General features: G+C 50.9%; 9 protein-coding genes. All 9 read left to right on the top strand.

Annotated elements, in window-relative coordinates; all coding sequences use genetic code 11:
* Window positions 1-67 precede the first annotated feature (67 nt).
* The 9 genes from SH449x_RS10425 (at window position 68) to SH449x_RS10385 (ending at window position 14867) form a co-directional block, all read left to right on the top strand.
* Window positions 68-649 (top strand): sigma-70 family RNA polymerase sigma factor, encoded by a 582-nt coding sequence (locus SH449x_RS10425; protein WP_482381280.1) that lies wholly within the window; start codon window positions 68-70, stop codon window positions 647-649.
* A 41-nt stretch (window positions 650-690) separates the two neighbouring features.
* Window positions 691-3900: a protein kinase domain-containing protein gene (locus tag SH449x_RS10420; RefSeq protein WP_482381279.1), complete on the top strand. Its 3210-nt coding sequence runs from the start codon at window positions 691-693 to the stop codon at window positions 3898-3900.
* A 124-nt stretch (window positions 3901-4024) separates the two neighbouring features.
* Window positions 4025-4699: a ribonuclease H1 domain-containing protein gene (locus SH449x_RS10415; protein ID WP_482381278.1), complete on the top strand. Its 675-nt coding sequence runs from the start codon at window positions 4025-4027 to the stop codon at window positions 4697-4699.
* A 326-nt stretch (window positions 4700-5025) separates the two neighbouring features.
* The gene (locus tag SH449x_RS10410; protein WP_482381277.1) at window positions 5026-6516 is read left to right on the top strand and encodes a hypothetical protein; all 1491 of its coding nucleotides are present in this window, start codon (window positions 5026-5028) and stop codon (window positions 6514-6516) included.
* Entirely contained in the window at window positions 6513-7667 is a 1155-nt protein-coding gene (locus tag SH449x_RS10405; protein ID WP_482381276.1) for a hypothetical protein, read from the top strand. Before SH449x_RS10410 ends, SH449x_RS10405 begins: the two co-directional genes overlap by 4 nt.
* Before the next feature lie 4 nt (window positions 7668-7671).
* Window positions 7672-9405 carry a caspase family protein gene (locus tag SH449x_RS10400; protein WP_482381275.1) on the top strand — a complete coding sequence of 578 codons (1734 nt, stop codon included), beginning with the start codon at window positions 7672-7674 and terminating at the stop codon, window positions 9403-9405.
* A gap of 195 nt (window positions 9406-9600) precedes the next feature.
* A complete protein-coding gene (locus tag SH449x_RS10395) occupies window positions 9601-10956 on the top strand; it encodes a tetratricopeptide repeat protein (protein ID WP_482381274.1) in 1356 nt (451 codons plus the stop codon).
* A gap of 37 nt (window positions 10957-10993) precedes the next feature.
* Window positions 10994-11908 (top strand): GGDEF domain-containing protein, encoded by a 915-nt coding sequence (locus SH449x_RS10390; RefSeq protein WP_482381273.1) that lies wholly within the window; start codon window positions 10994-10996, stop codon window positions 11906-11908.
* A complete protein-coding gene (locus SH449x_RS10385; RefSeq protein ID WP_482381272.1) occupies window positions 11868-14867 on the top strand; it encodes a protein kinase domain-containing protein in 3000 nt (999 codons plus the stop codon). Before SH449x_RS10390 ends, SH449x_RS10385 begins: the two co-directional genes overlap by 41 nt.
* Window positions 14868-14888: the final 21 nt, after the last annotated feature.

Here is a 14888-nt window from a genome sequence, read left to right as displayed (position 1 = left end):
TCGCGAAAATCGTTCTCGGAATCTTGTGATTTCGCGCAAGAACCAGACAAAGAAAGGATAACTAGGTTTGAGCCGTAAGATTGACGAGACAACTCAGCCAAGCTTGTTGGTACGGCTTAAAGACCATTCCGATGCCACTGCATGGAGCCGATTTGTTGAAGTGTACACTCCGCTGATTTACGATTTTTGCCGAGCAAGAGGGTTACCTGCTTCCGACGCAGGCGATGTCTCGCAAGAGGTATTACTGCGAGTAGCGAAAGCCATTCGCTCGTTCGAGTACGACCGGCAACTCGGCCTCTTCCGCGATTGGTTGGCCCGAATCGTTCTAAATGAGCTTCGTCGTCATATTGGCAAAACGAAATCGAATCCCATATCGCTCGATACAGGGAAACTCGATTTGACTAGCATGCAGAACGAATGGAACGAGAGCTTTCAGCAGCACGCTTTTCAAACGGCGTTGGAACGAACCCAGTCACACTTTACCGACCACACGTGGACTTTATTTGAACTTTCCTGGTTACAAAAGAAGCCGGTCGGCGAAGTGGCGGAGTTAGCTGGAGTGAGTTTGCAACAAGTGTACGTCGCTCGGAGTCGCGTTTTGAATCGTCTTCGCTTCGAAGTTGCAGCGATAGTCGATGAAACATGGTGAATTAAAAGCCAGTCCCTAACGTCCTACCCAAGAGACCAATAATGAGCGAGAGGCATGAGGAAAATGCTCATTCGAATCTAGCATGTCCAGCGACCATGCGTTTGAGTCAATGGCTCAATAATCGCGAGGAATTATCGCCCGAAGAATTCGAACATATTGAGAGGTGCTCTCGTTGTCAGGGAATCCTACTGACTCTCACGGATGACCCATCCCTTAGCAAATTGGCATCGTTTTCGCATGCCAAGATTCGATCGGAGTACTGTGGAGAGCCTGAACTTCAACGTGTGCAGGAACAGTTAAACGCAATCTTGGGTGCGTCCAATTCGCTAGCTGGTGCTCTGTGTAAAACGGATCCAGTGCATGATCCGTCAGTCGAGACAGTCGATAATCATCCGAACAGACTCGGTCTGAAGGAGGTAATAGATGGTCTACCAATTGATCGCTTTATTGTCGAAAAGCTACTCGCGGTCGGCGGGACCGGCGCAGTGTACAAAGCTTACGATAAGAAGTTATCGCGAGAGGTCGCGATTAAAGTGCTGTCGCGTAACTCAATGCGGGACCGACAGAGATTTTTGCGAGAAGCAAAGATTCTTGCAGATTTAGAGCATCCAAATATCGTAAGAGTATTTGACGTTGGGACACTGAACGTTCACGAACACTCGACGCAATGTGATGAGCCCACATCGAACTCCGGGGAGACAAACGCACAACCTTTGTATCTTGTGCTGGAGTATATGGCTGGTGGGAGTGCGGGTTCCTTGTGTACCCCTGACTCACAGGTGATTTCTTCAAGTGCTAAGAACGCTTCAAGTGCTAAGAATAAAGGTGCGAACGATAGCTTTACAGAGCTCGCGTCGCTAGTGGCTCAAGCAGCTGAGGGGCTTGCATTTGCACACGGTCGAGGAATGATTCACCGTGATGTGAAGCCCGGTAATCTACTGCTCAACGCGGATCGTAATCAGATCAAGGTGGCGGATTTTGGATTGGCTCGCTTCCTCGACTCCGAGGCCTCTCTTGCCACGAAGACGGGGGACATCATGGGCACCCCGGCTTTCATGAGCCCTGAACAAATTCAAGATATAGGTCGCATAACAACGCAGAGTGATGTTTACTCTCTCGGTGCATCGCTCTATCAAATGCTGACGGGAGTTCTCCCCTATCAAGGTACGACGGCATCTGTTCTGCGACAAATTGTTGACTCGAGGCCGGTCGCTCCGCGGCTGATTCTCCCGTCGATTCCAGTCGATTTTGAAACGATTTGCTTGCGAGCGATGGAGCATGAACCGAGAAATCGGTATCGCGACATGTCGGAGTTTGCCGAAGACCTGCGGCGATTTAACAATGGGCAACCCATTAAGGCCAAACCGATATCGCCGTTGTCTCACGCCGTTCGCTTCATGCGTCGCAACAAGAGTCTTGCGAGTTTAATCGCGATTTGCTCCCTATTACTAATGGCCATTACTGTTGGTAGTGTTATTGCCGCCCTCATTTTGCAATCTCAGCAAACTCGATTGATCGCTTCGGAAGCCAACGAGCGGACGGCTAAGGAGTCTGCTTTGCGCGCGCTGCGCTCCTCTATCGCTGCGGCCGATGATTTGCTTTTGGCCGTGACTACCGAAACAGAATTCCTGCCGCAAACGACAGGCTCCCAGCAAGTGACTCGAAAACTATTAGAAAAGGCACGCGACTACTACAGAGATTTTCTGTCAACCAACAATGACAATGCAGGTCTAAAGCTACAACTCGCCAAAGCTCATGCGGGATTGGCCGAAGTTGCTTCGCGAATTGGAGAACGAGAGGAGCTGGAACGAGAAACGAACGCCGCTCTAAAACTGATGGAGGAAATTCCCGATGTCGAGATATCGCCACTCCAACGAGCAATACTAATCGCCGACACAAGAATCGTTCTGGCCAATTACCTGGTGGAGTCTGGGGAGGCTAAAATTGCGATCCCGCTGTTCGATGTATCCCTTTATGACTTACTTCCCTACATAGGTTTGGAGGATAGCGACACATTAAAGGATGAGTGGCTATCGACCTATGCAACTTCGCTTCTTGGTATTGCCAATGCATATACATGGATTGGTCAGCGTGATAAAGCAATGCCCATGCTAGAAGAGGCCAAGGATACTTACGGGGCCTTGTTAGCCCGATGTGGAGACAAGCCCTCCATTCTTAGAAATGCTGCTGCCTGTGATATCACGTTAGCGACGACCGCATTAGATATGCAGCATCCCGAAAAGGGGCGAAGGCATTTACTCGATGCAGATGAACTTCTTGCCAAGATTCCGGAGGACGATGCTATCTCTCTACGAGTTCGTGAAATGCGCATTCGATTGCTTACCAATCTGGCGTTATCGGAACGGAGGCTAGGCAACAATTCAGTCGCAAAAGCCCACTATCAATCAGCGATGGAGCAAACGAAACGATTGATGGAATTGGAGCCAAGTGTGACCAGTCATCAGTGGAATCTCGTGGTCGCATCGCTCAATTCAGGTGGTCCCGATATGGAGCTAGGTTTACACGATGAATTGGTTTTGCGTTGGCAAGAAACCGTTCCGGTTCTGGAAAGATTGATCGCGAGTGAGCCAGAGAATCAGCGATATCGTCAAGTGCAAGCGATGCTGCAAAGCAACATTGCCATAATCCTTAGAGATTTGGGACAGCTCGAAGCTGCTATTGCCCCGTTGCGGGCCGCTACGTCCATTCTTCGGTTCCAATCCGAGGCGCTTGATTTCTCCCCCGAGTCGTATCTACCTGTGGCATTGAATCATTTTGAATTGGCGCAGACACTCCTAAAGCTGGAGAGGGTAGAGGAGGCTGAGCTGGAACTGGCAGATTGCGATAAGGTCGTCGATAAGATTCTGGAAAGAGATCATGCGTTCATTTCTGCGATAAATCAACGCTTAGACAACCATCTAATGCGATTCGAGATCGAGGAAACCAAGGAGGAAATCGATTTTGACGCATTGCAAGCCATCAGCGTTCTTTCCGTAAGGCTCGCCCGCGACCTGGTCAACGATTCCCCAGAATCGATTGAGTTTCCGCCCAAGCTCGCGATTGCGTTGCTAAACCATGCCGAGGTGCTCATGGAAAAGCACGAATTCACGCAGGCCCATGAGCTCGTTAACGAGTCGCTAAGTTTAATGGAGCAGGATCAGGACGTTGCAAGCGATTCCACCTCCCATCGAAACCAAGTGCTAGAACGTGCGTTGAAATTGAAAAGCGAGATACAGAATCGGATACCTTAACTAGACTGATGGGTTTCAGTGATTGACGACTCGGTACTTCACAAGCGATGATATTGCAACGAGTGGATTTTATTCCCATCATGGGGAACACACTGCGATCGGCTCGGATGCAAGTATCACGTAAATGGAGCGCTACGAAACTTTGTCGAAAAAGAAACCTAAGTTCTACGTCGTTTGGATTGGGCGAACACCGGGAATCTATCTGGACTGGGCGGCTTGTCAGGAGCAAATCAACGGCTTTTCGGGCGCGAAATACAAGTCCTTTGACAGTATGGCCAAGGCAAAGACAGCATGGAACGAATCCCATGAGAAGCACTGGGGACAGGGTGAAGGCGAATCCAAGCGATCTGCCCCTACACCAGTGGTGGCAACCGAGGAGCTCGCCGGGCTGGGGGTCGACATGACGGCGTGGTGCGTCGATGCGGCCTGTAAAGGAAATCCCGGTGAACTGGAGTACCAAGGCATCGATCTCGCAACTGGGACCAATATGTTTCATATGGGGCCCTATCCTGAAGGAACCGTCAATATTGGCGAGTTTCTAGCAATCGTTCATGCGCTTGCGCTGCTTCATGAAAAAGAACCGAACACGGCGATCTACTCCGATTCTCGCATCGGGATTTCTTGGGTAAAGCAGGGCAAATGCAAAACCGAACTGCCTCCTAGTGGGAGTAATCAACGTCTGTTTGATTTGGTACGCAGGGCCGAGAAGTGGTTGGCGAATAACTCTTGGACGAATCCGATACTCAAATGGGAAACCAAAGTCTGGGGAGAAAACCCCGCTGATTTCGGGCGCAAATGACATGTCCGGGTGGCACGCTCTTACGCCCCCAACAAGGTTCGGTTGTGACGATTATTCGTTTCCATGCGAGGATGTTTTTCTATTTTTGCTCGATGATTCTTCGAACCACCCCTAGCACCTTGACCTAGGTTTCGCTGGTTTCACGTCATCGCTTCGCGCACATTGGTATTCTTGAGAATGCCGAACGAAGCCCAACCGAAACCACGGACAATCGATCAAAACAAAAATGCATGGGATTTTACATGCCCTATTTCACAACACGAAATACACCGACGGCGCGTTCTATTCGCCGAAGCACTTGGTCGGCAGTCTCTCGTGATTGGCTCATGCGATCAATCATTTTTTTTGTTTTCGCATGTGTTTGGACTCACTCGCTGCTAGGCTACGACGGGGCCACTAACTCTTTAGACGCATCGGTCTACCGCGAGCTTTCTGCAGCCCGGGAATTCCTGTTGGAAGCAGACCCAAAAGAGCGAACGGGTTACCGTTTCCTCTCGTTACGCCATCAAAGCCAGAACGCAAAAAAATACAATTCATCCGATCTAGCGATAACGAAAAACGCCGTTGCAAAGTGTCTGAACAGCTTGACTTGGGAGCCTCGGCTCTACGTTCCTGAAGTCGTCGACGGAACCGATGGTACTCTTCTAGTCATCAATCTAAAAAAGCTGGGCTGGAAGGATCATGAACAATGGAATGCACTGATGAGAAACTATCCCTACGGGCTGAGACTAGAGACTGTTTCCGCTCCCGAGCTTTTACAAGCGGCTCGCGACCTGCAGCAACTGGCGCAATGCGATGTTCCTATCCTGCGTGCAGACTGGTTCGTTCATCATTCGATGCACTCACCTATCTACGAGTCAATCCTGGGGATGTCTCATAGATTCGAGGATCTCGAGCTGCGTCTTGGAGTATCCACCGAAGCGAACCTGCAAACCGGAAAAGCGATTCGTGCGAGCGTCTCTCACTCCAAAATTGCACAACAAAATCGGATGATCGAACGTCATGATACCGATTTCGGTGCACTGTGGCTGGCCTTTGACTTTCTGCCCCGACGCGGCCGAGGCGACTTGCTTCGCTATCCCTTCGGGCCATGTTCTCCGAACAATCCCTTTCCTCGACTTGCATTCGAACACGATTTCGTAGAAGTCCTGTTTAGTCTCCCAAACAGCTTTCTCGCATTCGCCGTTTTCAATAAACATGGAGAACTCGTTACGGCGCCCGTTCCCTTAGAAATCGCATTCGATTCCCAAGCTCGAACGGGAACACCTGAAATCAGAATGGCGGCTTCGTGCATTCAATGCCATGAACGAGGAATCCAGGGTGGATATCGAGACGACTTCTCAGTGATCAATTCCTTCTCTGGCGATGCCCTCGCGCATTTGAAACGAAGCCATATCGATCCCGAAAAATTGGATGCGATCATCCTTCGCGATCAGAAGCAATTTTTCACGGCCATGCGAACCGTAATGTTGGACGGCAGTGTTGCTCAAGATGTCGAACCCATCTCTCACGTTGTTTGTCAATATCTCGAAGACCTCGATCAACATTCCGCTGGATACGAACTCGGGCTCGTTAACTTGGCTCCTTTCCAAAAGGACTCCCCTTTTGAAATATCTCTACGCAAGCTCGGCCTAGCCCCCCTCATTCATCTGCCAGATGCCAAATTGAAACGATCACGTTGGGAAGCCCTCGATGGCACCTCCCTTTTCCAAGATGTCGCGGTCGATCTCCGTCTAGGAACTCCCATCCTGTGTGGCGGGCTGCCATCGTCGGCTAAAGACCAATCACGTTACACTCGCAATAGGATTGAGCCATGAGTCAATCGATACCAATGATCCTCCTCACAATGGTTCTCCATCTGCTTTTTTGCGTCAAAGGTCATGCCAATGCGAACGATGGTTTGGAGGTTGAATTGCAGTCGCTTGTCAAGGAACAAGTGATCCCGATGATCGACAAACGCGGAGGAGGAACCGTTGCAGTCGGAGGCTTCACGGCCTCGAGCAATATCCAAGGGACCGCTGGCCCAGAATTGCAATTGAAGCTAGCCAAGCTTCTGGAAGAGGCGGGAATGTCACTTGATCCAGTTGACTACCGTTTCGAGCTTACAGGAAATTACCTACCCTACAATGACAACGATTCGGGGCTCTATGGAGTCAAGCTCGTGTCCCGCCTTATCGATGCGGAGAGCGGTTCAACCCTCGGAGAATTTTCTCGTTTCCTTTTTGACACCGAGGCCGTCCCGCGACTACTTGGGCTCAACGTCTCGTTGCATGGAACAACTCAACCTAAGCTGCAATCCGTCGCATTTCAACGAGCGGTCAAATCACCAGAGTCTTACGTGGTCGCCAGTCAGATCGCAACGACTCCAACCTCGGAGTATTCCATTGAAATCCTCGTGTTGGAGCGAGGCAAGTATGTGCCTCGTCGTATCGATTCGGAATCCTCACGCTGGCCTTTTGTGCAACTCGAGCGTAACGATGTATATGCCATCCGTTTACTAAATCATTCGGATCATGAAGCCGCTGCGGCGGTGACTATCGATGGCGTGAATGTCTTCGAGTTTAGCGAACAGAATCCCAAGCCTAATTATTGGGTCATACCTCGAAGTCAAGGAACCCAGCCTGGGGCGATCACGATTCATGGTTGGGATCGTACCGCAAGTCGCTCGACGCAATTCAAAGTCGTCGATTTTCCGGATGGTGCCGCTGCTCGCATCCAGTTAGCTCCCTCGCCCGCAACCGGCATGATTTCCGTATCGTTTCACGCTTGTTGGGAAGACGAAAAGGATCGACCTCGGAGCGAGGGACGCACGCGCGCTACGGGCTTTGGCAAGGAAATCGTCGATGAGAAAACGCATGTCAAGCGTCAAGTAGGTGTCGTCCGCGATGTTGTCTCGGTGCGATACGAAAAACCAATGTTTGACGATCGTTCGCAGCCCGTCGCTTTACGTCAACGAGCGGGGGAATAGTCACATGTTGCGTTCCCTCACACTTTCAGTTTGGATAGGTCTAACATTCGCAGCCACCTCCCTGGGGTATGGGTTTGCAATTCGTGCATCCGACGAGTCAAAAGATGTTCAGCGATATGCTCTGTTGATCGGAGTGGGAGAGTACGAGAATCCAGAGTTGAACCCGCTACCTGGATCCGAAGCGGATGTGCTCGAACTGGGGCGACTCTTTTCTGCCAATGGATTTGCACCATCGCACTTGGTGCTGATGACGCAAAAGACTGGCTCGCAGGACGAACGCTTGCTCCCCAACGCCCAGAACATTCGATTTCAACTCTCGAAGGTACTTGCCGACAAGAGCGCCGACGATGTTGTCGTCATCGCATTTGCTGGACATGGTATACAAGCGGCTTCCGATGTGCGTGAAAACGAATCGTACTTCTGTCCTTCCGATGCCAAACCCCGCGATCTCACCTCCCTGATTTCCCTTGCTGACGTATTTCAATCATTCTCGACGTCGGGTTCGCATAACAAGATCTTGCTCGTAGACGCATGTCGTGAAGATCAAGCATCCGTTAATCGCTTGATGTCCGAGATTAAGCCATCGCCAGAACCACCTGAGAATACAGCAGTCTTTATGAGTTGCTCCCCCGGACAATTTGCATACGAGCGGGAATCAGCGCTGGCAACGCATGGCGTGTTCTTTCACTCCGTGATTCGAGGTTTGGAAGGAGCTGCCGCAGGAGCCGATGGAGGGGTTACGCTACAGGATCTCGAGCGGTTTGTAACCAAGGATGTTGAGACGTTCGTTTGGAAAGCCTACGGTGCCAAACAGCAACCGGCCCTGAGGAACCGCATTTCAGGTCCTGTCCAAATCCTACCAACATCCTTAGCAGATCGTGAAGTCAAACGTGCATTCGATTTCTGGATACGAGGTCAGATTCTGCAGGCAGAGAGAGTTCTCGAGCAGCTTCTTACTCGTTGGCCCAACAACGCCTCCGTACTAGCGGAGAAGGCCAGGATCCTTAGCGAGAGGGGTGAGTCTCGTCATACCCCGTCACTCGTACAAGACGCATACGAGATCGCATTGCGTGCTGTCGCTGCGGAACCGACCAATCCTGCGACTCACTTAGCATTGAGTAACGTTCTTCGTATCCAAGAAAAACTACCCGAAGCCTTTGAGTCATGTCAGAGAGCGATCGAACTCGATCCGTACGATCCATTAGGTTACGCCTATCGTGCGATGCTTAACAAGACGATGGGGCGTGATCGCGAGGTTTTAGTAGATGTAGATCTGTTGATTGAGAGACGCAGCACCCATCCCCTTTGTATGGGATTCCTGGCAAGTTTGCAGTTCGCAAAGGAAGACTTTGCAGACGGATTTCAGACTGTGGAACAAGGGCTTTCGATTTATCCCGACGTTCCCATGTTCCATTTTCTAAAGGGATATGGATTGGATCAAGTAGGAGACTACAACAAAGCTATCCTCTCCTACACTGCAGCCATTCGCTTGGACAACCAAGATGATGAGACCTATCTGCGACGTGCCGTCAGTCTGTTCCGAGTGGGAGATTCGCTCGCTGCGGCAGAAGACTTTCAAAAAGCAGCTCAGTTGAATCCAGCTCGTCCCGATCTACCATCGATTCGAGAGTTCTTATCAAAGCCAGCCAACGCGAATGCCAAACGCCCCGTATCTAAAACCCAAATTACACGTTCCGAACCTACTCAACGTTGGGAACGAATGATCGTTTCCCCCTAACAACCAATTTAGGATCGGCTCAACAATAACTGACAGCTTGACCTGCGTTTTACCCTCCCCTCGCTACGCTCGACCCTCCCAAAGGGAGGGTAATCACCCTCCCTTTGGGAGGGTCGCTGAGGAGGCACGACGAAGCGGGGAGGGTAGCAATATGCTTCAGTTATTGTTCAGCCGATCCTTAGCAGAGAATTCATTATGCCGAGCCACTTGCTTTCTACTGTTCGTCAACAATTGATGCGAATCGCCTTTCTTGGAGCCCTAGCTCCTTGGACACATGTCTTGGCAACGGCCCAGGATTTTGACGGAATCGCATCGGCAGAGGAAAAAGCCATCTCGGTGGTTGGTATTGATGCAATCTTGAGCGAAACCGATGTTGAAATCATACAGAACCTAATTCGCGAGGATCGCTACGATGAAGCGGAAGCCATCGTTGAGGGACGCTTACAAACCCATCCCGACGACGGACGTGCTCTTGCGAATCGCTCTCGTATTCTCACCTACCGAGCTGAACAATTTCGTGACAACTCTCGAATAAATGAAGCTTTGGAGATTGCGGAACGATCGATTCAATTGTTGCCCAACGATCCGCTCCCGTACATTGCACGCGCCAATGCTCATCGAATTGCACAACGATATGAGAAAGCCTTTGCCGATGCAACGACGGCTGTACAATGCGATCCAAACTTTCCTATGGCACACGTGATTCGTGGATTTGCTTGCCACCATCTTCACGACTTGGAAGGCATGGGGCGTGAGGCAAAGATCGGACTTGAGATTGATCCGAGGCATCCGGAATCTCGAGCTATGCTAGCCGCCTATCTTTTCGCAAAAGGTAAGCTTGACGAGGGTATCTCACAACTTGATCGCGCCATTGCAACAACTCCGAAGATGGCCGCCTTGTACTTTCTCAAGGGCTACGCTTTGGAGAAAAAAGGCTTACACCGCGAGGCGGTGGATTACTTTACCAAGGCCATTGAGATCAACGATCAGATCCCGGGCTACTTCTGCAGGCGAGCAATCAGTCTCGGCAATGCAGGCGATTTTCGTGCTGCTTTACGAGATGTCGATGCCGCCGAATCGATTATGCCAACCTATTTTGATGTCGCTTCGGCGCGAGCCATGATTACTCAGAAGCAAAAGGGATACGGCCATTCTGGTCAGACCATCGCCGTGGGGCTCCAATCAAATCCCCAGTCTGCAGATCTTTGGCAAGGAAAAGGATTCAATCACTACTCGAATCGTCAATACTCTCAAGCTATTGATGCATTCCAAAAAGCATTAGAGATCAACCCCGGCTATGGAGAAGCGCACATGGGTATTGGAATGGTTTGCATACAACAGGGTAAGCTTGATGAAGCGCTCATCCATCTAAACCGAGCGACACGACACAAAGAACATTTGGGCCGAGCCTATTTCGAAAAGTCACTCGTATACATCGCGAAGAAAGACTATGAATCTGCCAAGATGGAACTCGATAACGCAATCAAGTACGAGCCAGGCAACGCGACTTATCAACAACAGTTGAAGAACATTCAGCGATTCGTTAAGTAGAAATTGAACTCGCATAAACACAAACAACCATATCCCTATGACAACTTCATCCGTACCTACAGCATATCCCACACCCTGGGAGCAAACCGTTGCACAGAACCATCAGGTGCTCGATCAGGATTCTGATTCCACCGGGTGTCTGCTTCAGATTTATCCTGTGAGCTTGGAAAGACAACTGGTTCCCTTAAACGAAGCTATGCAAGTTTTAGGGCGCGACGATTCGGCCGACATCGTTGTGGCAGACGCTTCAATCTCTCGGCGGCATGCGAGCATTGAACGCACAGAACAAGGGTACTGGATTTCCGACCTGGGTAGCACGAACGGAACGTTTGTTAATGAAAAGCGAGTCGATCGTTCGCCGCTCGTTCCAGGAGATCGAGTCCAGTTGGGCGGTTATATCTTTAAGTTTTTGTCCAGTAATCATATCGAACTTCAATACCATGAGGCGGTTTACTCAATGATGACCCGCGATGGATTGACGGGCACGTTGAACAAACGTTACCTATTAGATTTGCTGGAACGAGAGTTTCGCAAAGCAGCCCATCGGCAGACTCCGCTCACTCTCATCCTGTTTGATATCGATCACTTCAAATCGGTAAATGACACTTATGGACATCTCGCGGGAGATGAAGTTCTCAAAGAAGTCGCGAACAGGATTGATTCGGTGATCGCTGAGCATGATGTTTTCGCTCGTTACGGGGGGGAGGAGTTTGCAATCCTTTTGACGGGAATCTCTAAGAAAGAAACTGTCGACATGGCGGAACGCTGCCGCCAAATCATTGAGTCGTCTCCTTTCACAACCTCTGTCGGACCATTACCCATCACCATTAGCCTCGGTGTAAGTGAGTTTCGCGATTTAGAAGCACCGACCGATGCCAACCAGTTGGTTCAGGCAGCTGACGAAAAGCTCTATGAATCGAAACGAGCAGGACGAAATCGTGTCAGTAGCTAACGCTCAATCAACCCTGGCGGGCTTTGCAACACCTCTGGTTCTGCCACCCAGCCATACCGTTGAAACAGATAGGGCTGTGTCAAATACTGGTATCTTGACGGGTGCCACAATTCCCAAGATGGATCGTCGTTCCGATTCCTGCGAATCCTGGATAGGTAGAACGGTTGGGAACTATCGTATTGTTTCCATCATTGCAACGGGCGGAATGGGAACGGTCTACCAAGCGGAACAGTTTCAGCCGATTCGTCGTACCGTCGCGTTAAAGATGATCAAGCGCGGGATTGCGGACGATGCCACATTGCGACGCTTTCACGCCGAACGCCAGGCGTTAGCGCGAGTGGATCATCCCGCTGTAGCAAAGGTCTTCGAGGCAGATACGACGCCGGATGGCAATCCGTACTTTGCCATGGAATTCTGCCAAGGAGTTCCTGTCGATGTATTTTGCAGTTCCGAAAATCTCGCGTTGGTGGATCGAGTTCGACTGGTGATCCGAGTCGCAAGAGCTGTGAGCTCCGCTCATCAAGTTGGGATCATTCATCGCGACCTAAAGCCTGGGAACGTTTTGGTTTCCATGTGCGATGGCCAGCCTGCAGTCAAAGTCATCGACTTTGGAATCGCAAAGTTTAGCGATCCGGCACTTGCCGGGGATGATGCGTACCATACTCAGGTTGGCGAGTTAGTGGGGACTCCCGCGTTCATGAGTCCTGAACAGGCATCGAGTAGTCCGATCGATGGTCGAGTCGATGTCTTTTCGCTAGGAGCAATCTTGTTCCAACTCTTGACCGGAACGACTCCTCTTGTGCCACCAGAGACTGCGCTCACCGGGATCGCTGATCTTTTAACTTATATTCGAACCTTTCAACCGGACTATCCATCAACCCGTTTTGTATCCTTGGAGCGGTCGACACAAGTTCGAATCGCGGAGTCTTGTGGGCTTAAGAGTCCTGCGCGTTGGCTGTCGCAGGTGCGTGGTGAGTTGGATTGGATTACCCTGCGAGCCATCGAGTCGGATCGAACGAGACGATATGCGACACCGGGGGATTTGGCAGATGATCTGGAACGTTACCTTGTGGGTGAGCCGGTCACTGCGGTTCCACCAAGCCGTGTATATCGGCTAAAGAAGTGGACCAATCGAAACAAGTCTTGGTTGATACCAGCTTGTGTCGCGTTCGTAGCTTTATTCGGCTTTGCCATCTACCTGACAGGTACGCGATGGTCTGAACATTGGCAAGCGGTTCGAGAGACGGAGCGAATCAGCATGGTGGTGAAGGAGCTTTGGGAGCAGTCGAATCGAGCAGACACGCACGCCTCCTCAAGCAACGAAACGGCGGAAAGAGGATGGCTCGAAGCGCTTGCCGCCTTGGCACAGGCGGATGCACTGACCAAAGATCGTTTGGACGCGGATCTACTGCTAGAACAAACAGGACTTTTGCGAGCGAAGATTGAAGCCAATCAAAAGAACCTTCAATTCGTGGAAGAGATTGAACGGATTCGAGAGAACGGACTGGGGGGGAGCAATATCTCGTCCTTGTCCAGCAGCGATCCTTTCGGGCGTAACGACACACTCCAAGGAATCGTTGATCGCTTTGAAGAGTTTGGCATCAAGATGGGAGAGACAGAACCATCGAGGTTGGTAGACCGATTCGCGGCTGCCCCCTCGTGGCTTCAAAGTCGTTTAGTGGAATCGCTCGATTTCATGATCTATGAATCACCGGTCGGATCCGGCATCTATTTGCATCACCAAGGTGGGCGAGTTACCGTAGCTGATATGGTTCCTGGAGGAGCTGCCTATCGTTCCGGCGCGATCCAAAAAGGGGATCGAATTCTCAAGGTTGATCAGGTCGACTTAGTCGAATCGTTCACAGTTCAGGAGATGCTTGGAAAGACTTACGAGTTGCTGAATGGTGCTCCCGGAACGTCGATCGAATTAATCATCTCGCGAGGCATCGCCGAACCGGTAAAGGTATCGCTCGAATGCACCGGCAAGGAGGCGTATTGGTGTGCCGAGGTGCTCCGGGAGCTCGATCCCGACCCGTGGCGAGGTGAGCTACGACAGGCTGTTTTAGCTCTCGATGGTGGGCGGCTTAAAAGAATGCACGACGATGATGTTTTTGAGCAGCAGCCTGTATTCTCAGCCGTTCAGCTTGCGGGCACGTTGTTTCTGCTCGGACGAGACTCCTCGTCGATCGACACCTTAAGACGAATACAGCGAAAGCATCCTGAGAGTTTTTGGGTAAATCATTATCTTGGCTTATCAACTGCGTTTGCGACGGTTCCCGCATCCCCTGAGGAGGGAGTGCGATATCTCTCCGCTGCCGTTTCGCTCCGTCCGAGGAGTTTGGGTGCACGTATGAGTCTGGCTGAAGTGCTGGTACGACTCGGTGAGCATGATCGGGCCAAGGAAACGATCGCAGTTGCCAAGTCGCTCGCAGCGGCTTCCTCGGAACTCGGTGCCGAATGGTTCTCGCGAATCGATAAGCAAGCAAGCGTTATCGTGGAGGTGGATGCCAATGGGAAAGTCTCCGCGAGCACGACAACGATAGATGTAACCTCAGAGACGAGAAACACGGAGCTAAAAGGGCAGGATGGTTCGATCGCATTCGAAGACTTTGAGACCCGAGCGAGAGAGCTTGCGCGTTCTCAATCGCGATCGGAAGCGTTGAAATTCCTGAGGGAACATGGTGCACCATTTCAGGATGACCCGCGATTACTGCGGGTTCGTGGTGCCGTTTTGATAGAGCTTGGGGACTACGTCGCAGCTAAGGTTACCCTATCGGATGCCGCCCGTCGCAATCCAACGGATGCGGCGACTCGATTCTACTATGGAATTGCATTGCAATACTCCGGTGACAGCTCCAGTGCACTCCACGAATATCAAGCAGCATTGCAGATCCGCCCCGACTATGAAGCCGTTCGCGGCTATCTCGTCGAACTGCAAATTGCTATGCAAACTCCATAATCGACCTAATGTTTCACACTC

Origin of the sequence: Brakhagea baltica (assembly GCF_052161605.1) — a bacterium.
Taxonomy (GTDB): Bacteria; Planctomycetota; Planctomycetia; order Pirellulales; family Pirellulaceae; genus JBKCUI01.
Note: the sequence above shows the minus strand (reverse complement) of the source record. Positions and strands in the feature narration are given on the sequence as shown.

Bases quoted from the DNA above. Each gene is read 5' to 3' on its own strand.
- SH449x_RS10390 (WP_482381273.1), top strand. From the start codon at position 10,994: ATGACAACTTCATCCGTACCTACAGCATATCCCACACCCTGGGAGCAA.
- SH449x_RS10410 (WP_482381277.1), top strand. From the start codon at position 5,026: ATGCGATCAATCATTTTTTTTGTTTTCGCATGTGTTTGGACTCACTCG.
- SH449x_RS10385 (WP_482381272.1), top strand. From the start codon at position 11,868: ATGAATCGAAACGAGCAGGACGAAATCGTGTCAGTAGCTAACGCTCAA.
- SH449x_RS10405 (WP_482381276.1), top strand. From the start codon at position 6,513: ATGAGTCAATCGATACCAATGATCCTCCTCACAATGGTTCTCCATCTG.
- SH449x_RS10395 (WP_482381274.1), top strand. From the start codon at position 9,601: ATGCCGAGCCACTTGCTTTCTACTGTTCGTCAACAATTGATGCGAATC.
- SH449x_RS10400 (WP_482381275.1), top strand. From the start codon at position 7,672: ATGTTGCGTTCCCTCACACTTTCAGTTTGGATAGGTCTAACATTCGCA.
- SH449x_RS10420 (WP_482381279.1), top strand. From the start codon at position 691: ATGAGCGAGAGGCATGAGGAAAATGCTCATTCGAATCTAGCATGTCCA.
- SH449x_RS10415 (WP_482381278.1), top strand. From the start codon at position 4,025: ATGGAGCGCTACGAAACTTTGTCGAAAAAGAAACCTAAGTTCTACGTC.